The organism is Flaviaestuariibacter amylovorans (assembly GCF_039541815.1).
In the GTDB taxonomy this organism is placed as follows: Bacteria; Bacteroidota; Bacteroidia; order Chitinophagales; family Chitinophagaceae; genus Flavisolibacter; species Flavisolibacter amylovorans.
Genome location: NZ_BAABGY010000001.1, coordinates 411,295 through 432,725, shown reverse-complemented (window position 1 = coordinate 432,725; position 21,431 = coordinate 411,295). Strand labels below are relative to the sequence as shown.

Below are 21,431 nucleotides of genomic sequence, written 5' to 3'. Positions count from 1 at the left end.
TCGGAGATCTCAGATGTACGCGTGCGACGCCAACCGGATCTTTTATCTGGGATCGGAGATCTCAGATGTACGCTAACGCCGCCAGGCAGATCCCAGATCCGAGATCTCCCATCTGAGATCAATATGCGATGAAATAGAAGTTCTTCTGCCCGTAAAACTGGGCGTCGAGCTCGGCGGGCGTGAAGGGAGGCTGCTTTTTGAGGTAGCGGCCCATGAGGGAGACGCGGTAGCCGAGCGGCGCCAGGAAATCGAGCAGCACCTGCGGGGTGGTGCCGTAGATGTCGGAGCCGCCGATGCCGAACTCGAAGATGATGACGGGGTGGTCGCGCCGGAGCAGCCCTTCGGCGCCGCGGAGCACGTCCATCTCACCGCCTTCCACGTCGATCTTCATCAGCTGCACCGGGGCGTTGTAGGAAAGCACCACCTCGTCGAGGCGGCGGGTGGGCACCTCGATGCGGGTGTCTTCCTCTACCGGCCGGTCGTAGCGGCGCTTCCTGAGCCCGCTGTAGGCCGGGTTGGACACGACCCAGTTGAACGAGGAAACACCTTCTTCGGCACAGAGCGCGTAGGGAAACACATGCACGTTGTCGTGCCCCTTGTACTTCTCCTGCAGCCCCCCGTAGAAATGAGGGAGCGGCTCGAATCCGAAATGTTCACCCTCGGGCGCCACGCGGAGCATGAGGTCCAGGATCTCGCCGCGGTGCGTGCCCACGTCGATGCAGTTGCTGTTGCGGCGGCACACGGAACGGATCACGGCCTCCGTTTGCCGGTCGTAGCGCTGGTTCTGCGTTACGGCAAAAGGAAGCACGCGCAATACCCATTTGACGGTGTCTTTGAGGCGAAGCAGCAGGGGGTTCATCAGGGATCTTTACGTTTGAGCGTGGTGGCTTTCTGCACGAGCGAAGTACCGAACTTATTCTTGATATCGTCCACCGCCTTAAAGAGCTCCAGCTTTTCGGCGGTATCGTCGAAGAGGTCCATCTGCAGCGTCATGGGGATGAGGTGGCTGAAGCGCACGCCGAGGAGGCGCACCTTCTCCCCTTTCTTCCACAGCTTGCCGAAGAGGTCCTTGACGCGGCCGATGAGCGCCGGGTCGAGCGCCGTGTAATCGATCACCTCCTGCCGCGATACGGTAGTGAAATCGGAGTAGCGCAGCTTGATCGTGACGCAGCCTGTGAGCTTGCCTTCCTGCCGCAGGTCGTAGGCATTCTCTTCGGTGAGCTTTACGAGGGCGCGGTGCAGGAACTCGGGGTCGGCCGAGTCGGCATCGAAGGTAGTCTCGTGCGAGAGCGACTTTTGCTCGCTGTAGGCCTCCACCGGCGAGTCGGAGATGCCGTGCGCCTTGTCGTGCAGCTTGCGTCCCCACTTGCCGAAATAGGCTTCGAGCTGGGCTACCGGCGTATGTGCCAGCTGCTCGATGGTGCGGATGCCGAGCCCGTATAATTGCTGCTGCGTGGCGCCGCCTACGCCGGGGATCTTATCGACGGTCAGCGGCCAGAGAAAGGCGGTCTCGCGGCCGTGCGGCACCTCGAGGTAGCCGTTGGGCTTTGCCTCGTTGGTGGCCATCTTGCTTACGAGCTTGTTGGACGAGAGCCCGTAGGAGATCGGCAGGCCCGTTTCGCGGGTGATCTTGGTGCGGAGCTCGCGGGTGTACTGCGACACGCCAAAGAACTTATCCATGCCGGTGAGGTCCACGTAGAATTCGTCGATGGACGCCTTTTCATAAAGCGGTACCGTGTCGGCGATGATCCCGGTCACGATTCGGGAGTACTTGCTGTATTCGCCGTGGGATCCGGAGATGAAGATCGCCTCCGGACAGAGCTTCTTAGCGGTCATCGAAGGCATGGCGCTCTGGATGCCGAACTTGCGGGCCTCGTAGGAGCAGGCCGCTACGATGCCGCGCTGCCCGTCGCCGCCTACGATGAGGGGCTTTCCGCGCAGCTCGGGACGCTTCAGCAATTCCACCGACACGAAGAAGGCGTCGAGGTCGAAATGCGCGATATGACGGGGGCTGAACAAGGGGGTAAATTTACTTCATTTCGGGCGGGGTTTCCCTGTGGGAAAAGTCAAAATTCAAAAGTAAAAATCAAAAAATCCTCAGCGCGCAATCACTTCAAAGACTGCCGGTTCCCCTGGGTTTCCTGGCGGCTATCCAATCGTTGCAACACAACACTTTCGAACGACGGCACACCTGCACAAGGATGTCCCCCCAGCTTCTGGATTTTGAATTGGGAAAAGTCCCTGTCCTGTGGGAACCCGTGCACCACAAGTTTTTTGACTTTTGACTTTTGATTTATCTTACCCGCATGCCCCTCGAGCAACTCCACCGCTTCGTATCCGCCATCGCCCCGCTCCGCGAAGAAGAGTGGGAAGCGTTCAGCGCGGTGTGGCAATCGTTTTCCTGTTCCCGTAAGACCCTGCTGACGGCGCCGGGCGAAACGGAGCGCTACCTGTATTTCGTGCTCGAAGGCGTGCAACGCAGCTACTTCAGCACGCCGGCGGGCAAGGAAGCAACGCTCGTATTCACCTACCCCTGCTCCTTCTCCGGTGTGGCCGACTCCCTCCTCACACAAACGCCGTCGCCCTACGGCTTTGAAGCGCTCACCGCGAGCCGTTTCCTGCGCTGCACGTACGGGCAGTTGCTGGCGCTGATGCAGCAGCACCCCGCCATACAGGCCCTCGTACTCAAGGCAACCGCCTTTGCGCTGAAGGGCGTGCTCGAGCGCATGACGGAGCTGCAGACAGCAGGCGCCGAAGAGAAGTTCCGGGCACTGATGAAGCGGAGCCCGCACCTGCTGGGCCTGGTGCCGCACAAGTACCTCGCCTCCTACCTCGCGCTCGACGCCACCACGTTCAGCAAGTTGTTGGGCAGCGTGCGCATCGGCGGGGAAGAGAAGGAACGCAGATGATACGGATCTGATCCGATAAGCGCGTATGATTGCGGTTGATGCCTTAAGCGCTACTGCTGCCGCCCTCTTCTACCGGTAAGATTTTTCGGGTACGAGAAGGTAGGTTGCGCTGAACTCGACTTACTAATAGACAAATAGACAAATAGACAAAAACCAACCCCTCCTTAGCGAAGCCCTTAGCTCCTTCTTTTCTTAGCGGTGATAACAACCTTATTCTACTTAAACCGGCCTTTTTCTGCTGGTCTTCGATTCCCCAAATAGGGAATGCCCCGGCCTTAATCTTGGTATAGGCAAAGATTTTGCACTACCTACCCAGGTAGCTTTGCTACATAAATCCTCCGTTATGGCTAAATACAACAGCGAAGAACTCCTGCAATCCCTGCGTACTGATGTTGAGCGACTTGCGGCCGCGGGCCGGTTCTTTAAGGAAGTCGATAAGAATAAGATGATCTATACCTCCTCTCCCGAAAAGTGGAGCGTGGTGCAGGTACTGGAGCACCTCAACGCCTACGGCCGCTACTACCTGCCGGCCATGGAGCGGGCGATGACCGAGAAGGTGACGGGCCGTGCGCCCTGGTTCGAGTCGGGCTTCTGGGGTGATTATTTCACGAAATCCATGAAGCCCACGAACGTGTACGAGGTGAAAAACAAGATGAAGGCGATGAAGGCCTACAGCTTCCCCAACAGCCTCAACGTGGATACGGTGGTGAACGAGTTCATCCGCCAGCAAGACGAGCTCCTGCGCTTGCTCGAGCTTTCGAAGCACGTGGACCTCGGCGCCGTAAAGGTGCCCATCACCATCACCAAGCTCATCAAGCTGAAGCTGGGCGACACCCTTCGCTTCCTCATCGCGCACCAGCAGCGCCACATGATCCAGGCACGCAACACGCTCAAAGGCCTCGGCATCGCCACCGACCGCTTCCCGGTGATCGTGGAGACGGGGCATAAGAAGGCAGTGCTGGCAACTTCGTGAATCGTGAATCGTGAATTCGTGCGGTCGGCAGTGCTCCTCCTGTAGCCACATTAATTTTATTAATCGATAAAAAAGGCCGCAAAGCAATGCTTTGCGGCCTTTTTTATCGGGCTCGTCCAACCAGAAAGAGTGTTTCAGCAGAAACGACCCATTCACGATTCACGACTCACGCTTCACGTTCCCAGGTAGATCTCCAGCAGGCCCTCCGGCAGCTCTACGTGCACAAGGCGCTTTTTATGGTCGACGGAGCGGATGGTGCTTTCGTTGAGCGGGATGAGCGCTTCCTTGCTTTCGATCTCGATCCGGCACAGCACCTGGTGCGGCTGCTCGATCACTTCGAGGATAGGGCCCAGGTCCTTGCCTTCCTCCACGATGTGGTAGCCCAGCAGGGTAATGGGTGCCGACTTACCCGAGAATTTTTTGAAGTCGGGCTCCTGCAGCCACACTTCCTTCTGGGCAAGCCGCATGGCCGCCTCGCGGCTGTTGACGTCCTGGACCTGGATATAGAGCTCGTCTTCGCCCTTGATGCGTGCCCCTGCCAGGAACCAGGGCAGGAAACGGTCGCGGCCGTCTTCGGTGAAGAGTGCCTGCAGTCCTTTAAGACTCGTTTTCTTGCCCAGGCTGTGCTTGAGGATGAGCTCGCCCTTCAGGCCGAAGACCGCGACGAACTTGCCGATCTTGAAATACTCCATGGGTTTATTAGTCTATTGGTCTATTTGTCTATTAGTAAGGTCGTTTCGGTGCTACAGGCTGCAAAGTAGGCATTCTTCCTTCTGCTCAGGTCGCGTTGCCGCCCACTTGCCTCGAATCTATCAAGCCCGGAGCGGGTAACGATTGTGGCTGCCGGGCTTTGCCCCTTACCAATAGACCAATAGACATGCGCTATTAGCAGGCCTCAAACCCGTGAGAAAAGCGCTCCCCGGAAGTCCCCCATTACAAAAGGCCCCGCCAAAGCGGGGCCTTAATTCTTTCGAGGTTGGGTGGCTTAGCCTTCGGAACCTGCGTTGTCAGCCTGCGGAGCGGGCGCGGGGCGCTCGCGACGCTGGTAGGCAGGATTCCGCTGGGCACGGCGGGCACGCATGGCCTCTTCCTGCTTCTTGCGGAACTGAGCTTCGTGCTCAGTGTGCCACTGCTGGAACTTTTCCATGGCCGTTGCCTCGTCGAACAGACCGAGGGAAACACCGCGGAGCAGGTGCTTCAGGTAGAGTACACCCTTGTTGGACAGGATCTTGCGAACCGTGTCCGTAGGCTGGGCACCTTTGTTCAGCCACTCCAGCGAACGCTGGCGGTCGAGCTGGACCGTAGCGGGGGCCGTCTGGGGGTTGTACGTACCAAGCTTCTGGATGAACTTACCGTCGCGGGGGCTGCGTGCGTCGGCAACAACGATGAAATAGAACGGGCGCTTCTTCGACCCGTGTCTTTGCAGTCGGATTTTAACTGGCATTCTAAATAGAAATTTTAAATGCGGTGAAAAAATAAAATTAGGGCTACAAATCTACGTCCTGCAGCGGATTTCAGCAAACCGGCGAACCACTTTTCGCCAACTTTTTTGTAAATGGGGGCCGGAATGCCGCTTTTCCCCGTTGGCTCAGCGTTGCCGCCCGCTCACCGAGGGGTGTCCGTTCACGAAAAACCGGTACGGCAGAGCGGCATCTTCCCCGGCATAGTCCACCCCGATGCGGGCCGACACCCCCACCGCCTCCGCCGGGTACCGGAAGCCATCGTCGGCGATGTACAGCTCCGGGCTGTTCAGCTCCGTGCCGCACTGGCGCACATGGAAGCCGAGCGCCTTGCCCACATTGCCCGGACCGCGGGTGAGGGTCCTGTCGGGTTGCTTCTTGCCCGTGCGCCGCAGCATGACGTCCACCCCTTCGAGCGGCTCGAGCGCCCGCACCAGGATCGCATGCGGGATCCCCTCGATATTGGTAACGATGTTGAACATCTGGTGCAGTCCGTAGCAGAGGTACACATAAGCCCGCCCGCCGGGGCCAAACATCACCTCGGTGCGCTTTGTGCGGCCCTTGTAGGCATGCGAGGCGCGGTCCTGGGCGCCGTGATAAGCTTCCGTTTCAATGATGCGGCCAGACGTGCGCTCCCCGCCGAATTCCGTCACCAGCACCTTGCCCAGCAGGTCGCGGGCTAGGGCCACCGGGTCGGGACCGTGGAAATACGAGAGGGGGAGCTTTCGGAGGCGGGGCATGGGTGCAAGGTAACGACGCTACGCGTCGGGTCTATTGGTCTATTCGTAATGGGGCCGTTTAACGGGTCAAAGTCATTGCGAGTAGCGGAACAACGATGCGATCGAGCCTGTCGGGAGCGAAGTCGAAGGAAAGCAATCTCCTGCGTTACGCGGAAGGGCCGTTTGCCGCAATGCCCCTTGCCGATCTTGCCCCACGGCTGAAGCCATGGGCTGGTTGGGTCGCTCCTGGCAATCACCTACCTTACTGAGTTCATCATTTCCGCTCACCCGCTCACCCGCTCACCCGCTCACCCGCTCACCCGCTCACCCGCTCACCCGATTGCCGATTCCCGATTGCCGATTGCCGATTGCCGATTTCGTAACATTGTACCTCAACCGTCGCCCGTGCTGAAAGAGATCGTTATTGCCATCCAGTCGTATTTCGAGGCGCATGCCTTCATCCGGAAGCACCGCCTCGGCCGCTGGATCCTGTTGCCGGGCCTCCTCTACCTGCTGCTTTTTGTGTTCGGCATCTACTTCTTCTGGCAATCCTCCGACGGCGCCGTTACCTGGCTGAGCCACAAGCTGGGGCTAGAGGCCTGGCTGCAGCGCGAGCGCAACGGATTCCTCTCCTTTCTCTTCATGATGGCCGGCCTCTTCCTGCGTCTCATCCTGCTGCTGTTCTACTTCTCGCTGTTCAAATACTTCTTCCTTATCCTGGGCTCGCCCGTATTCGCGTACCTGAGCGAAAAGACCGAGGCCCTCCTCGAAGGAAAAGACTTCCCCTTCTCCTTCCGGCAGCTGCTGCACGACATCCTGCGCGGCATCCGGCTCTCGCTGCGCAACGGGCTCTGGCAAACGGTGTATATGTTTTCGCTGCTGCTGCTCTCCCTCATCCCCGTGGCGGGCTGGATCACACCGCTCATCGCCCTGTTTGTGGAATGTTATTACTACGGTTTCTCAATGCTGGATTACAGCCTGGAGCGCGCCCGTATGAGTACGGCCCAGAGCATCGACTTCGTGGCACGGCACAAGGGCCTCGCCATCGGCAACGGGATGCTTTTTTACCTCATGCACCTCGTGCCCATCTTAGGCTGGGTGCTCGCCCCTGCCTACGCCGTCATTGCCGCCACCCTGAGCGTGCACAAAATCAAGAACGCATGAACGCCACCGTTTACCTGATCCCCACCGTGCTGCACGAGGGCGCCACCCAATGCCTGCCTGCGTACCTGCTCGATGCCGTGCGGGCCTGCTCCGTGCTGTTCGTGGAAAACGAGCGCACGGCCCGCCGCTTCCTGAAGGCCCTGGACCGCGACATCGTGATCGACGACTACGCCTGGCACAACATGAAGGAGCTCACCCCGGAGGTGCGTACCGCATTTCTACAAGCCATGAAGGAGGGCAAAAGCATCGGCATCCTCAGCGAAGCCGGTTGCCCCGGCGTGGCCGACCCCGGGCAGCTGCTGGTGGCACTGGCGCAGGAAGCCGGCGCAACCGTAAAGCCGCTCGTCGGCCCTTCGTCGATCCTGCTCGCCCTGATGGCCTCGGGGATGAACGGGCAGCAATTCCAGTTCGTGGGTTACCTGCCCATCGAAGCGGGCGAGCGCCAGAAAAGCATCCGCGCGCTGGAGAACGAATCGCGGCAGAAAAGCTGCACGCAGATCTTCATCGAAACGCCGTACCGGAATAACCAGTTACTGGAAGTGCTGCTCAAGACCTGCGCGCCGCAAACGAAGATCTGCGTGGCGGTGGACCTTACCGGCCCGGAGGAGTGGGTGCGCACGAAAACGCCCGCGCAATGGCGGGCGTCGTTGCCGGAGCTGCACAAGCGCCCGGCGATCTTCCTCCTGCATGCAGGCTAATGCCATACGATCCGGGATCTGTGATCTCAGATTTCAGATCTTCCTGAGGCCGGTCATTTCCTCCAGAATGCGCGCGGCCGCCTTTAAGGAACGGATTTGCTCTTTTCAGAAGCGTGAGGTGAAGGATCCGACAGGAGCGGCTTCCTGCTCACGCCTGCCGCCGGACGCTTCACGAATGTTCAGGCGTTCTTGTTTTTTTTAGACCACCGCCAGCACACTAATCACAGTCCATATTTATCCACGAGGTAAATGAGCGCCGCCATGTTCACGGCGCCGAGCTCCAGCTCGCGCTTGTTCACGAGCTCGAACACGTCGTTGGCGGCATGGTGCACGTCGAAGTAACGCTGTGAATCCGGGATGAAACCCACCACCGGTGTTTTCAGCGCCGTGTTGAGCGGGCCGATGTCGGCGCCGCCGCCGCCGCGCTTCCAGTCAGAGGCGCCATAGGGCGCTACGAGCGGCTGCCAGCTGCGGAACTTCTCCCACTGCGCATCGGTGCCGGAAAAGCCGAAGCCACGCGGGGTAAAGCCGCCGGCATCGCTCTCGAGGGCCAGCAGGTGCTTCTCCCCTTTCGCTACCGCCTCCTCTGCATACTTACGACCACCGCGGAGGCCGTTCTCCTCGTTCGCGAACAGCACGAAGCGGATCGTGTGCCGCGGCTGGTAGCCCAGGGCCTTGAATGCGCGCAGCACCTCGATGGTATGCACGATGCCGGCGCCGTCGTCGTGCGCGCCCTCGGCGGGATCCCAGGAGTCGAGGTGACCGCCGATCGTAATAATACTGTCCGGAAACTCGGTGCCGCGCAGCTCGCCGATCACGTTGTGGCCGATGGTGTCGGGCAGGAAGCGGCCGCCCGTCTTGAAGGTGGCCCATACGGTGCCGTTGCTTGCGGCGGCCGCCAGCCAGTCGGCGTCGCGGAGGCCGAGGGCCATGGAAGGAACGGTCTTCACCGTGTCGCCCCAGGCCGTACCGCCGGTATGCGGATGATTGTCCGTGCTGTGCGACATGCTGCGCACCACTACCGCCGTTGCGCCATAGCGGGCCGCGCGCACCGGGCCCTGGCTGCGGTACACCGACGCATCGCGGTAGGCCTCGAAGGTGTGCACGAAACGCGGGTTGAACTTATAGTTGAAGAAAACGATCCTGCCTTTCACCGAATCCTTCTGCCGGTCGAGGTCGGCGAAGTCAGACACGACCAGCACCGGCGCGCGCAGCGCGGAGCCGGAGCCCTTCGTATTGCCAAGCGCCAGCACATTGAGGTTGCGCACGCTGCCTTTCCGGTTTTTGCCACCCGGGGAAACGAAATGTTCGGCACGGAGCAGGTCTTTTCCGCCACGCACCCAATGCGGCACCAGGCATTCCTGCATCCACACGCGGTCGGCACCGGCGGCCTTGAGGGCTGTTGCGCCCCATTGCTCCGACTTCACCATGCCGGGCGACCCGGAGAGGCGGGGCCCGATGCCTTTGGTGAGCTGCCGCAGGTTCTCATAGGCCGTCCCGTTGGTCAGGATCTCGTCGGACAGGCGCCGGATAAAGGTGGAATCGGAGGTTTGTGCCTGCAGGGCAGCGGCGGCGAAGAGGGCGGCCGACAGGAAAAGGGAACGTTTCATGGGCTCAAATTAAGCAAACCGGAGCGAATGGCTGCCGCATGAAGGCAGCTCCCTCAAAACCCGTCAAAACCGTGCAAAACCATTAAAAACCTTTTAAAACCCTTGCTCCTGATTTTCAATATTCGTTGCCCCCCGGCGTACCTTAGCCCGCAAATGGAGAAAGGACCCATGAGAATCGGCATTGTATGCTACCCCACCTTCGGCGGCAGCGGCGTTCTGGCCACGGAGCTCGGCAAGGCGCTCGCCCAGAAAGGCCACCAGGTGCATTTCATCACGTACCAGCAGCCCGTGCGCCTGACCGGCTTTATCCCTAACATCTTTTACCACGAGGTGCAGGTGCCTACCTACCCGCTCTTCGACTACCCGCCTTATGAAACGGCGCTGGCGTCAACGATGGTGGACGTGATCAAGAACAACCACCTGCAGCTCCTTCACGTGCACTACGCCATCCCGCATGCCTCGGCAGCCTATATGGCCAAGCAGATCCTCGAGCAGGAAGGCATCCACATCCCGGTCATCACCACGCTCCACGGCACCGACATCACGCTCGTGGGCCGCGACAAGATGTACGAGCCCGTGGTCACCTTCTCCATCAACCAGAGCGATGCCATCACCGCGGTGTCGCAAAACCTGAAGGACGAGACCTTCAAGCATTTCAAGATCAAAAAGCCGATCCATGTCATCCACAATTTCGTGGACGTGGCCCGCTTCCAGCGCAAGCCCATCGACGCCTTCCGCAAGGTGATCGCGCCGAGCAACGAGCGCATCCTGCTGCATGCCTCCAACTTCCGCAAGGTGAAGCGCGTCCAGGACGTGGTGCAGATCTTCGCGCAGGTGCGCAAGGAGATCCCTGCCAAGCTGCTCTTCGTGGGCGATGGCCCCGAGCGCGCCACGGCCGAGGACCTGAGCCGGCAGCTCAACGTGTGCGACGACATCCGCTTCGTGGGAAAACAGGAGCAGATGGAAGACATCCTCGCCATCGCCGACCTCTTCCTGCTTACCTCTGAATACGAGAGCTTCGGACTCGCCGCGCTCGAGGCTATGGCCGCGGGCGTGCCCGTGATCTCCACCAATGCCGGCGGCCTCGGCGAGATCATGGTCGAGGGCAAGACGGGCTATATGGGCGCCATCGGCGACATTTCCACCATGAGCGCGCGGGCCGTAGAAATACTGCGCGACGACGAGCGCCTGCAGCAATTCAAGCGGGACGCGGCGGAGCACGCCAACCACTTCGATATCGGCAACATCATCCCCGTGTACGAGCGCCTTTACGATGAGGTGCTGAGCGGGGAACTCGTTTCGTGAAGAATATCGAATATCGAACAAGGAATACTGAATATCGAAGTAAGGCGGCCTGATGGCCGCTTTTCCTTTTATAGCTACGATCTCACCATTGAAGCAAGGATGTAGATAGCGTGACGGGAAGGGAGCCAACGAAAAAGGGGCTACCGCATCCGGAGCCCCCACTTCATCATTCAATATTCGATATTCTTTGTCCGATATTCCTACCTTCTCCGCAGCCACGAGCTCGGGTTCTGCCGGGTATTGCCTTTCATGAGCATGAAGTCGACCTGACCGCCGTCGCCATCGTCGGCGCGGGCTGCCGTTCCGATCGATTGTCCCACGCGGACGTTGTCGCCTTTGTTCACCGAGGCCGAGGCGAGGTTGCTGTACACGGTATAGAACTCACCGTGACGCACGAGCACGGTGATCACGTCCTCGGTATTCGACACGGTACTCACTACGCCTTCGAACACGGCCTTTACAGCGGCGCCGGGAGTCGGTGTTTCGATCGTAACGCCGGGATTATCGAAGCTAAGGCCGCCTACCTTGCTCGGCCCGTAGGGGATGCTCACCCGGCCGTTATCGACCGGCCAGGGCAGGCTGCCGCGGCTGCTGGCAAAGGAGTTGGCGAGGCGCAGCTCACCCTCGTTGAGCGGCACGTAGTCGCTGTTGCGGGGCTTGGCGGCAGGCTTCGATGCTACGGGCGGCGCGGTGGTGCCGGATGAGCCGGCGGCCGGCTTATTGGCGGCAGCAGCCTTGCGGGCTTCCTCCTCGCGGCGGCGCACCTCGGCAAGACGCTTGCGCTCGGCGGCCTGGGCGGCCTCGATGTCGCGGCGGATGGCGATCGCGATCTGCGACTTCAACTGGTTGTCGCGCTTTTTCTTCGACGCCAGTTGCTTCGAGAGTGCACTTTCCTGCGACTTCAGCTTCGCCGCCACCTCGTCTTTCTGCTTCTTCTTCACTTCGAGCTCGTTAAACTGCTCCGTTTGGCTGGCAAGGGCCTGATTTTTCTGGCTGCGCTTGGCCAGCAGCGCCTGCTTGTGGTCCTCGATAGCGGCCTGCGTTTCGCGGATCGTGTTTACCTGCTGCTGCCGGTACGACCGGTAGCTGCGGAGGTAGCGCACGCGCTTCAGCGCATCGTTGAAGGAGCTCGACGAGAAGATGAAGTTGAGGTAATCGTACGAGCTCCGGTTCTTGTAGGCATACACCACGCTATGGGCGTATTGGCGCTTCATCGTATCGAGCTGGCGCTGGAGCCGGTTGAGGTCGAGCGTGCTGGTATAGATATCGTCAGAAAGGATGCGGATCTCCTTGTTGATGTTGCCGAGGAGGCGCTCGCGGGTACGCATCTCGTCCTGGAGGGCGGCAAGCTGGCCGAGGGTGGCCTTTTTGTTCTTGTGCACCCGGTTGTATTCTTCCTGGAGCTCGCGCAGCTCCTTCTGGATGGCCTTGCGCTCGCTCTCCATGCGCGCGCGCTCGGAGCCGGGCTGGCCCTGCGCCCATACGCCGAGGCTGAGCAGCAGGCTGAAAAGGAAAAGGAAGTGTTTCTTCATCCGTCAGGGTTTGGCTGGAAGGGTATAACGGCTTCCGGTCCGATAAATTTTAATTGGTCTTGTAATTTTTGGGCACGTTGAACGGGAAGCTCACCGTTCCCCCGAAATCATACTGCCGAAAATCGAGCCGGACATCAAGCTTCTTGGCCACCGAAAGCAGGATGCGGCGCTTCGTGGCAAAGGGGAAGCCCTTCTTCGTCTCGTAATCGCTGTAGTCGAGTTCGGCGGTGCGGTTGGCGGTCGGGTCGAGGTCGTCGATGCGGCCGTGCTGCAGGGTGAGGTCCTTCTCGTTGAGGGTCAGCAGGTGCTTGAACCACTCACCTACGCTGACCAGCGTTACGGCGCCCGGTGCCTGCCCATAGGCCACGGCGGAGTCGAGGTAGATCGGGTTGCCCAGCAGCAGGTCCTGCATTGTCGGCAGGTCGAGGGGCAGGTCGGTGACGTCCTGGAGGTATTCCATGCTCCGCGCGGTGTACACTTTATTCAGCTTGTCGAGGATCTTCACCGAGTCTTTCGTAATGAGCGCCCGGAGCGCCTCGATGCCGAGGAGGGCATTGGCCGAGATCCAGATGGCGCTGTCCTTGTACATCCGCACGGTGGCGTTTACATTGTAGTTCTTGTCGGCCGCGTCTTTATAGTCGATGTTCACCTTCGCCGTAAACGTAGTGAAGTTGATCTGGTGACCGCGCAGGGTGCTGAGGGTGCGGCTAATGTAAGCGATCGAGTCCGACTTCGGCGAGGAGGGCACGCCCACTACCTGTTGTGCGGTGGTATCCTTTTTCGAGATGGCGGCACCGATCTTCTTGGTAGACCGGCAGGCCGACAGCAGCACAACGAGGACAAGGACCGATAGGAGTTGCTTCATAGTTCTTATTCTTTTCCGGTGGAGCCAAAGCCACCTTCCTGGCGGGTGCTGCCGGCGAGCTCCGTCACGGGCACCCATTCGATGCGCTCAGTGCGCTGCAGCACCAGCTGCGCGATGCGCTCCCCGGGTGCTATGACCTGCGGGGCAGCGTCGAGATTGATCAACAAAACCTTAATTTCTCCGCGGTAGTCGGAGTCGATGGTGCCGGGGCTGTTGAGGCAGGTGATGCCTTGCCTGAGGGCGAGGCCGCTGCGGGGACGCACCTGCGCTTCGAAGCCCGCGGGCAGCTCTATGAAGAGGCCGGTGGGTACGAGGCTACGCTGGAGCGGCTGGAGGGTAACGGGAGCGTCGAGGTGGGCGCGCAGGTCGGTGCCCGCGCTGCCTTCGGTGGCGTACTGGGGCAGGGGGAACGGCGAGAGATTGCGCACGCGAACCGCTACGGGGGTCATGGGCCAAAGATAAGCGCCCGGGGGGCGAAAGATGTTAAAAGCGTTGCAATAAAACGGTGGCGTACGCCACCACGCCTTCCTTGCGGCCAACGAATCCGAGCTCCTCGGTGGTGGTTGCCTTGATCGACACATCCTGCTCCGTGAGGCCCGTGAGGCCGGCTATGGCGGCGCGCATTGCAGGCACGTGGGGCTTGATCTTGGGCTCCTGCAGGCAAAGCGTGCTGTCGATGTTGATCACCCGGTATCCTTCCTGTTGAATGAGCATATAGGTATGACGCAGGAGCTCCTTGCTGTCGATGCCTTTATAGCGGTCATCGGTATCCGGGAAGTGCACGCCGATGTCGCCGAGGGCAAGGGCGCCGAGGAGCGCATCGCAGATGGCATGCAGCAGCACGTCGGCATCGCTGTGGCCGATGCAGCCGCGCTCGTAGGGCACGTGTACGCCGCCGAGCATGAGCGGGCGGCCTTCGCCGAGCTGGTGAAAATCAATACCGGAGCCGATTCGGAAAGACATGTAGGGTGGTTTTCGGGCGAAGATAAGTCCGCGGTCAGAGACCACGGACATCAACCGTAGAACAAGGAACAACGAATATTGAACAGCAGAAGGCGTTCGGACAGCAATCAGGGCGGCACAGATGAAGGCGAGTAAGGTAAAAACGAGATTTTTACGGCCAAGAAAAGAAGGGGCTATGGTATGCGCAAAGGAGGGGTTGCCTATTTGTCTATTTGTAAGATCCCGACGAAGCGAAGCTTGTCGGGATGTCCGCCGAAGCTCCGGTGGTCGTTTCGGTGCGGTACACTTTATCGTACCGACAGATCATACCTTTGCGAAGCCTGCAGACCCGGATCTTGACGCGCAGTAAGTAATCATCCGCAACTATCCTATCAAATCCGTCACATCTGCGTTCCTTCTCTCTTTTGCCCCCCGGCTACCCCTGCCTACAAAATAGCAGGAAACACTGTCCCTCCCCTTCTCTATTCTGCAGCTCCCTGTTCCTTGTTCCATTGTTCCATTGTTCTCCTGTTGCCCTCCCCAACGAAAAAGCCTCCCGAAGGAGGCTCTTACATTGATATCATGTTACCGTAGAATTACTGTGCGGTCGTGGTACCGGTTGCATTGTTGCTGCCGCCGAGATCAAACAGCAGCGAGAAGCGCAGCGTGTTGGAGAGCGGGTTCTGGTTCACGTTGTTGCCACCGGAAGGAACGAGGTAGGAGAAGTTGAGGCCGAACACGTTGTAGTGTACGCCTACGCCGGCCGTGAAGTAGCGGCGGTTGCCTTTCGTCTTGTCTTCGTAGAAGTAGCCGGCGCGGAGGGCGAACTGGTTGTTGTACCAGTATTCGGCACCTACGGACACCTGCCACTCTTTCAGCTCTTCGGAGAAGCCGCCCGGGGCGTCGCCAAAGGAGCTCACCCAGCTGCCCACGACGCTCTTGTTGCGGTAGGCGGTAGCGCGGGCCGTGTTGTCGGCGTCGATGTTCGGGTCGTTAGTGGGGTTCTCGTCGAAGGTAGGCGGCGTGGGCACCAGGAGCTTGTTGAAGTCCACACCCACCATCAGCTTGTTGCTCTCGTTGAATACCGCCGTGTAGGTGGTACCGAGGGCGAAGTTGGCGGGGATGAAGTCCTTCTGCTGGGCGTTGTTGGTGTACGCGATCTTGGAACCGAGGTTGGTCAGCGCAAGACCGAAGGCCCAGCCGTTGCCGTTGGTGGCCTGGCGGTTGTGGTACAGGCCGATGTCGCCGGCTACGGCGTTACCCGCCTTGTAGGAGGTACCGGAGATGTTGGCGTTGCCGGCCAGGTTGGAGTGGATGTACTTCAGGCCGACACCGATACCGGTGCGGGGGGAGAGCTTGCGGCTGTACCCGAGGTCGAAGCCGAACTCGCGGGGGCGGCCGGTCTGGATGTTGTTGCCGTTCTCGTCGGTGAACTGGATGTCGCCGAGGGAGAAGTAGCGCAGCGAGCCGGAGACCGCCGAGTTCTCATCGAGCTTGTAGAAGCCGGAGGCGGAGGCCAGGTATACGTCGTTCACAAAGCGCTTCAGCCAGGGCGTGTAGGTCACGTTAACACCGGCCTTCTGCTCGTTGAAGGGCACTTTACCAAGGTTGAAATATGAAGAGGCGGCATCGGGGTTGGTGGCGACGGAAAGTTCGCCCATACCACCTGCGCGGGCATCGGGAGAGATACGAAGGAAGGGGACGGCCGTTGTTACCACATTCAGTTTTTGCTGGGCCTGCACCGTGAGGGTGGAGGCGCCGAGAAGGGCTCCAACAGTTAGTTTTAAAGCAGTTGCTCTCATAGACATGTTTTGAAAAGAGGTGTGAAAATATAGAGTTTTGGTGTAACGTCAATTTTTTCTTCCGGAAGGTTCTCCTCACAAAATCACCAATTTCTGCAGGCGGCTCGCCTTGCGTCCATCGGCACTTTCCACACTCAGGCGATACAGGTAGACACCACGGCCCACCCGATCGCCAAATTCGTCGCGACCGTCCCAGTCGACGTCACTCGAACGGTTTCCATCGGTGTTTATTGTGCGGCGGATCGTTTTTATTATTCTACCCGTAATGGTATAGATCTCCACGCTCGTGCGCAGGTCCATACCGGGCTTGTTGTGCTCGAACCAGAACTGCGTCTTCGTCGTAAAGGGGTTGGGGTAATTGAGCACGTGATCGAGCACCAGGTCCTCGTCGCGGGCCACCGTGAACTCCAGGGTATGGGTGCTCGAGTTGTTCAGCACGTCCCAGGCCTTGATGGTGAGCTTGTGGGGGCCGGCGGCCAGCTCCGGCAGCTGAAAGCGCACGCTGCCCTTCTGGTAGGAGTCCCGGTCGGTCTCGTAGAAATCGTTCAGCACGTAATACTGGCGGTTGTTGTCGTCTACCGTCACCACGATGTCGTGGTCGATGCCCGCCGAGCCGGTGTTGATGCCCGAGGTATCGGCGAGGCGCAGCAGCAGCACGGGGTTCTGGTTGGTGACGGAGCCGTTCACGAAGCGCTCGTCGTTGAGGTAGGCGCGGATGGCGGGCCCTTCCTTATCAGTGGGTGCGCCGGGGGCGATGCCGCCGATCTGCACGTTGCCCGTAACGCCCGTTGCATCGCGGCTGCTGTCCTGGGCATAAAAGCTCATTCGGCCCGCGCCGTACTGGAAATTCAGGTCGCGCGGCATCCGGAAGCGGAAGCGGAACGTGCCGCCGGTGGCGCTCACCTTGCCGCGGAACAGGGTGGCCGTCTGTGTCTGGAAGGTCACCGGCGGGCTAGTAGGGTTGTTGCCCAGGGTGCGCACGGCCTGCGGCTTGTCGAAGAGGGTCAGCGACACGGTGCCGTTGAAGTCGGTGAGGCGGGCGCCCGATACGTCGGTTACCTCGCCCTCGATCTCGGCAAACTCGGTGGCGCTCAGCGTATCGGCGGTGGCGATCGGGCGGCCGTTCACGAGCGTCGGGCGCACGCGGCCTTTCGGGAAGCCGAGGGTCATGGCGGGATCGCCGAGGAGGGCGAACTTCCGGTTGTTGGTGATGTCGCCGTTATTGATATAGGTGAAGTTCTTGGCGGCCTGCACGGCTTCGCCGAGTGTCTTGTAGCGTCCATTGGCATCCGGCTCCAGGGCAATGCGCAGGTAGTTGTCGTTCATGATGCGGTTGGAGAACGCGAACACGACGCGCGTGGTGGTCATGAGGGCGATGGCACCGGTCTTCGGCCGTACGATCAGGTTCTCCCCCAGCGAGTTGATGCCCGGCAGGTCGTAGGGCGCAAAATCGCAGGTAGCGGTAATGAAGAGCGGAAGGCGATTGGCGTTGTTCCAGTTGTTGACGATGTCCTGGTCGAGGATCGTTTCTTCCGCGAGGCGCGCATAGCCACCGTGGCCGCTGTAGTTCCAGATGAGGGTGCCGTTGAGGATGTTGTTGTTGATGGCCGCGTTGGCGGCGGGGTAGGTGCCGCCGGCGGTGCCTCCCTCCTTCCGGTAGGCGTCGAGGTAGAATTTGGCCAGGTTCAGGAAGGGTGCGCGCGCCTGCGTGGTGGCCGCCATCGTTTCGGCGTCCTCGAGGTGCAGGTTCAGGTCCTGGTCGTCGGCCACGAAGGTGGCGTTGTTGCGCCAGGGGCCGAGGGAGGCCGGGCTGTGGTAGGCGAGCAGCTTCTCGGTAAAGTTGCGGGCCTCGGCGGCGCTGCGCACCGGGATGCGGCCGATGCCGATGTCGAGCGTATTGGTGATGAGCTGCGTGTTGATGTCCTCGTTGTCGTCAAGAAAACCGTAGAAATCGTCCGAGGTGTAGGTGGAGAGCGGGTCGAGCGAGGAGGGGCTTTCCCAGGCGGGAACGTAGTTGGTGTTGTTGCGCACCCGGTCCTTGGGATCGAAGGAGCCGCGGCCCAGCAGGAGCAGGTATTTGCCGGAGGCCGTCCAGGTGGAACGGTATCGGTCGTAATACATCTTGACGAAGTCGCGCAGGGCCGCCGGGTCGGGGGCGCCGCCGCCGAACTCGTGGAATACCTCGCTGGTGGTCACCACTACCGGGCGGAGGCCGGAGCGCTGCTGGTGGAAGGCCGCAAACTGCAGCGCCTGCGGGCGGAAGTCGGGGTGGGTAATGATGAGGTAGTCGGCGGGTGTCGTGGCATGGAGGTCCTGGTTAGGCACGGCCCCGGCAGCTACAGGCACCGGCAGGCTGGCCCCGAAGGCGGCAAACTCGCGGAGGCGCTCCGTCGTTCGGCTGAACGAAAGCTCGTTCCCGGCTACCGTGGCCGGCATCCGCTCGGGAGCAAAGGGGTCGGTCACGTCCCAGACCTCGGCGCCGGCGGGGGCGCCCCCGATCCGGAAGGTGGCCGTGCCGGTACCCACGGTGCTCCAGTCGCGGAAAAGGAGCTGTCCGCTCCCCGAAAACGCGAGCTGGCGGCGGTACACGACCTCGAACCAGTCGAGCCAACCCTGGGCGTTAGGGCCTCCGGGCAGGTAGTTGTAGGTCAGGTTGAGTGTATTCCCGGCCAGGATGGTAGCGCCTTGCTGAAGCGTGGCCTGGGCAAAGAGGTCGTTGTAGATACCGGTGACGGGCAGCACGCCTGCCTGGAGGGCCGGGGCACCGTTGAGGGCGATGTCGAAGCGGCTGCCGGCGCCGATGGAGCGGGCCACCACGCGGGTGCGGAGGCCTACCTGGGTGCCGGGCAGGGCGCCGCCCAGCGGTACGGCAAAGGAGCGCGACAGGCTCCGGCCGGGCAGGGCGGAGAACTCCTCGCCGAACCATTCGCGGCCGCTGGAGAGGAAGTTGACGGAGTCTTTTTCGTAGAAGTAGCGCTCGTCGAAGGCCGTCACGGCCTGGGGGGCCGCAGGCGTGGCGGTGGCGGTGGCGATGCGCCGGCCGGTGCCTCCCACGGTGACGTAGTAGTAGGCGACGTCGCTATAGAGGTGCTTGCGGTGGGTGAAGGAGCGGTTGAGGGAGTCTTTCTGCCAGGGGTTGGGGCCGGGGGCGTAAAACAGCACGTAGTCGGACCCGCCCAGGGAGCCGTCGCCCCCGTCGGAAACGGCCAGGGCGATCTCCCGGAAATCGTCGACGCGGGCAGTGGCGTTGGCCTCCGGCACCATGCCCGGCGTGGCGCCCCAGACGCGGAGGGCGGAGGAAGGAATATTGTTTCCGAGGCCGAGGCCCGACAGGAAGGCCGCGTCCATCTTATAGACGCCCTCGGCCGGCACCGCCACCCGGTACCAGGAGCCCGAGACCAGCACCGAATGGTCTTTATACGTGCGTTGCGCGCGTAGCACCGGCATCCACAAACCCATCCCCACAAACAGCAATAAAGAGCGGCAAAAGGCAGTCATCGTAATAAAGTAACAGATCAGACTGTAATATCCCCAAAAAAACGAAAACCGCTTCCGGTTTTAGCACAATCTTTCTATATTCGCAATCTCCATGAAGAACCTCCGCCGAGGCGGATACAATAATACCGTAAGTGCGGCGTTAATGGTATTCGAATCTGAAGGTTCTCCCCGGACCCCAATTCAATTGTCCTTCTGAAAGACAAATCAAACGCACTATGCAAGTGAAAAATTTCGTAATCCTCTTATCCTCGGCAGCGATGCTCTCCTCCTGCGGCATCCTGGGCAAGAAGAACAAAGGTGGTAAGTCCGACGTCACGGGCTGGAACTACAACGACAAAAAGATGGGCGGCTACCAGGTAGCCAAGGCGAAGGACCAGGGCACGGGCCCGGGCCTCGTATTCGTTCCCGGCGGTACCTTCACCATGGGCCAGACGGAAGAAGACGTCATGGGCGACTGGGCGAACATTCCCCGCCGCGTGACCGTTCCCTCCTTCTATATGGACCGCACCGAGGTGGCCAACGTGCACTACCGCGAGTACCTGTTCTGGCTGAACCGCATTTTCCCCGCCGACGACCCCGCCAACAAGAAGATCCTCGACGCCGCCCTCCCCGATACGATGGTATGGCGCTCCGAGCTCAGCTACAACGAGCCCCTCGTAGAATATTACTTCCGTCACCCCGGCTTCAACGACTACCCGGTGGTGGGCGTGAGCTGGAAGCAGGCCCACGACTTCTGCCTGTGGCGCTCCGACCGCGTGAACGAAGGCATCCTGATGAAGAAAGGCTATGTGTCCGCCCAGGGCATCGCCTCGCAGCAGCAGGAGCAGAACTTCACCACGAAGTCGTACCTCCTCGGTCTCTACCAGGCCCAGCCCGGCAAGACCGCAACCTCCAAGAAGAACCCGCTGAAGACGCCCCAGGGCACCCCGCGCACAAACGTGACGATGGAAGACGGTATCCTGATGCCCGACTACCGCCTGCCCTTCGAGGCCGAGTGGGAGTACGCGGCCTACGGCTACGTCAACAACAACCCCCGCCCCTCCAAGAAGGAAGGCAAGCGCGGCGAGGAACTCGTGACCAACAAGCAGGTGTATCCCTGGACGGCCAACATGAACTACAGCGGCCTCCGCGAAACGAAGCACGGCTCCTGGCATGGCCAGTTCATGGCGAACTTCAAGCGTGGCGCCGGCGACAACGCCGGTGTGGCCGGTGGTCTTAACGACCGCGCCATCTACACCGCGCCCGTTCAGTCGTTCTTCCCCAACGGCTTCGGTCTCTACAACATGGCCGGCAACGTGAGCGAGTGGGTATCCGACGTATACCGTCCCCTCACCTCCCTCGATGCCGACGACGTAGCGCCCTTCCGTGGCAACAAGTTCATGAAGCTCTATAAGAACGGTAACGGCGAAGCCGAGATCGACTCCCTGGGCCGCGTGAAGATGGAAGCCGTGACCGACGAAGAAAGCAAGACCCGCCGCAACTACCAGCGCGGCAACGTGATCAACTTCCTCGACGGCGACACCCTCTCCGAAGCCTCCTACGGCTACGGCAAGACGACCCTCGTTTCCGACAAGAGCCGCGTCTACAAGGGTGGCTCCTGGAACGACCGCGCCTATTGGCTGAGCCCCGGCACCCGCCGCTACATGGAAGAAGAGCAGGCGTCGAGCATGGTCGGCTTCCGTTGCGCCATGGACCGTATGGGCAGCCCCGAAGGCCAGGGCCGCAAGACCGGCAACTACTGGAAAGCCCGCAAGCAGAAGCGCTAATCACGTTTCAACAGATAAAGAAAAGCCCCGACGCAGGTCGGGGCTTTTCTTTATCTGTTGGTCTATTGGTCTATTTGTTTATTGGTAATTGGTCGCCTACAGAGCAGATGTCGTTGAGGTAACCGGGAAGCGTACTTTTAATACGCCTGACCGTCTCTCACTGCCACAACTAATCCATCAATGCCCAC

The 21,431-nt window shown here is 60.4% G+C and carries 18 protein-coding genes; 6 read left to right on the top strand and 12 right to left on the bottom strand.

Annotated elements, in window-relative coordinates; translation table 11 throughout:
* Window positions 1–118 precede the first annotated feature (118 nt).
* Entirely contained in the window at window positions 119–859 is a 741-nt protein-coding gene (locus ABD937_RS01785; protein ID WP_345252912.1) for an FkbM family methyltransferase, read from the bottom strand.
* Window positions 859–2,019: a DNA polymerase IV gene (dinB, locus tag ABD937_RS01780; protein WP_345252911.1), complete on the bottom strand. Its 1,161-nt coding sequence runs from the start codon at window positions 2,017–2,019 to the stop codon at window positions 859–861. Before dinB ends, ABD937_RS01785 begins: the two co-directional genes overlap by 1 nt.
* 287 nt (window positions 2,020–2,306) lie before the next feature.
* Here dinB and ABD937_RS01775 point away from each other — a divergent pair, with 287 nt between their 5' ends.
* On the top strand, window positions 2,307–2,909 hold the full coding sequence (locus ABD937_RS01775) for a Crp/Fnr family transcriptional regulator (protein WP_345252910.1): 603 nt from the start codon (window positions 2,307–2,309) through the stop codon (window positions 2,907–2,909).
* 343 nt (window positions 2,910–3,252) lie between these two features.
* Window positions 3,253–3,882: a DinB family protein gene (locus tag ABD937_RS01770; RefSeq protein ID WP_345252909.1), complete on the top strand. Its 630-nt coding sequence runs from the start codon at window positions 3,253–3,255 to the stop codon at window positions 3,880–3,882.
* Between the two features lie 173 nt (window positions 3,883–4,055).
* Here the strand turns inward: ABD937_RS01770 and rimM are convergent, their stop codons facing one another.
* The 3 genes from rimM to ABD937_RS01755 form a co-directional block, all read right to left on the bottom strand.
* Window positions 4,056–4,574 carry a ribosome maturation factor RimM gene (gene rimM, locus ABD937_RS01765; RefSeq protein ID WP_345252907.1) on the bottom strand — a complete coding sequence of 173 codons (519 nt, stop codon included), beginning with the start codon at window positions 4,572–4,574 and terminating at the stop codon, window positions 4,056–4,058.
* A gap of 293 nt (window positions 4,575–4,867) precedes the next feature.
* Window positions 4,868–5,326 carry a 30S ribosomal protein S16 gene (gene rpsP / locus ABD937_RS01760; RefSeq protein WP_345252906.1) on the bottom strand — a complete coding sequence of 153 codons (459 nt, stop codon included), beginning with the start codon at window positions 5,324–5,326 and terminating at the stop codon, window positions 4,868–4,870.
* A 144-nt stretch (window positions 5,327–5,470) separates the two neighbouring features.
* Entirely contained in the window at window positions 5,471–6,082 is a 612-nt protein-coding gene (locus ABD937_RS01755) for a DNA-3-methyladenine glycosylase (RefSeq protein WP_345252904.1), read from the bottom strand.
* Between the two features lie 384 nt (window positions 6,083–6,466).
* On the opposite strand from ABD937_RS01755, the gene ABD937_RS01750 reads away from it, so the two are divergent.
* The gene (locus ABD937_RS01750; protein ID WP_345252902.1) at window positions 6,467–7,225 is read left to right on the top strand and encodes an EI24 domain-containing protein; all 759 of its coding nucleotides are present in this window, start codon (window positions 6,467–6,469) and stop codon (window positions 7,223–7,225) included.
* Complete coding sequence (locus tag ABD937_RS01745; RefSeq protein ID WP_345252901.1) at window positions 7,222–7,923, top strand: SAM-dependent methyltransferase; 702 nt, start codon at window positions 7,222–7,224, stop codon at window positions 7,921–7,923. Before ABD937_RS01750 ends, ABD937_RS01745 begins: the two co-directional genes overlap by 4 nt.
* A gap of 221 nt (window positions 7,924–8,144) precedes the next feature.
* Here the strand turns inward: ABD937_RS01745 and ABD937_RS01740 are convergent, their stop codons facing one another.
* Window positions 8,145–9,533, bottom strand: a complete 1,389-nt coding sequence (locus ABD937_RS01740) for a M20/M25/M40 family metallo-hydrolase (protein WP_345252899.1) — start codon at window positions 9,531–9,533, stop codon at window positions 8,145–8,147.
* A 168-nt stretch (window positions 9,534–9,701) separates the two neighbouring features.
* On the opposite strand from ABD937_RS01740, the gene bshA reads away from it, so the two are divergent.
* Complete coding sequence (gene bshA, locus ABD937_RS01735; protein WP_345252897.1) at window positions 9,702–10,838, top strand: N-acetyl-alpha-D-glucosaminyl L-malate synthase BshA; 1,137 nt, start codon at window positions 9,702–9,704, stop codon at window positions 10,836–10,838.
* Between the two features lie 200 nt (window positions 10,839–11,038).
* Here bshA and ABD937_RS01730 read toward each other — a convergent pair whose 3' ends face one another.
* The 6 genes from ABD937_RS01730 to porU all read right to left on the bottom strand — a co-directional run bounded on the left by ABD937_RS01730 (window position 11,039) and on the right by porU (window position 19,477).
* Window positions 11,039–12,370: a murein hydrolase activator EnvC family protein gene (locus ABD937_RS01730; RefSeq protein ID WP_345252896.1), complete on the bottom strand. Its 1,332-nt coding sequence runs from the start codon at window positions 12,368–12,370 to the stop codon at window positions 11,039–11,041.
* Window positions 12,371–12,419: 49 nt separating this feature from the next.
* The gene (gene lolB1, locus ABD937_RS01725) at window positions 12,420–13,235 is read right to left on the bottom strand and encodes a lipoprotein insertase outer membrane protein LolB1 (RefSeq protein WP_345252895.1); all 816 of its coding nucleotides are present in this window, start codon (window positions 13,233–13,235) and stop codon (window positions 12,420–12,422) included.
* Between the two features lie 5 nt (window positions 13,236–13,240).
* Window positions 13,241–13,684, bottom strand: a complete 444-nt coding sequence (gene dut / locus ABD937_RS01720; protein ID WP_345252894.1) for a dUTP diphosphatase — start codon at window positions 13,682–13,684, stop codon at window positions 13,241–13,243.
* A 34-nt stretch (window positions 13,685–13,718) separates the two neighbouring features.
* The gene (ispF, locus tag ABD937_RS01715) at window positions 13,719–14,198 is read right to left on the bottom strand and encodes a 2-C-methyl-D-erythritol 2,4-cyclodiphosphate synthase (protein ID WP_345252892.1); all 480 of its coding nucleotides are present in this window, start codon (window positions 14,196–14,198) and stop codon (window positions 13,719–13,721) included.
* 575 nt (window positions 14,199–14,773) lie between these two features.
* Window positions 14,774–15,979 carry a type IX secretion system outer membrane channel protein PorV gene (gene porV / locus ABD937_RS01710; RefSeq protein ID WP_345252890.1) on the bottom strand — a complete coding sequence of 402 codons (1,206 nt, stop codon included), beginning with the start codon at window positions 15,977–15,979 and terminating at the stop codon, window positions 14,774–14,776.
* 75 nt (window positions 15,980–16,054) lie between these two features.
* Window positions 16,055–19,477 (bottom strand): type IX secretion system sortase PorU, encoded by a 3,423-nt coding sequence (gene porU / locus ABD937_RS01705; protein ID WP_345252888.1) that lies wholly within the window; start codon window positions 19,475–19,477, stop codon window positions 16,055–16,057.
* A 215-nt stretch (window positions 19,478–19,692) separates the two neighbouring features.
* Between porU and ABD937_RS01700 the strand changes: the two genes are divergently transcribed.
* Window positions 19,693–21,243, top strand: a complete 1,551-nt coding sequence (locus tag ABD937_RS01700; RefSeq protein WP_345252886.1) for an SUMF1/EgtB/PvdO family nonheme iron enzyme — start codon at window positions 19,693–19,695, stop codon at window positions 21,241–21,243.
* Window positions 21,244–21,431: the final 188 nt, after the last annotated feature.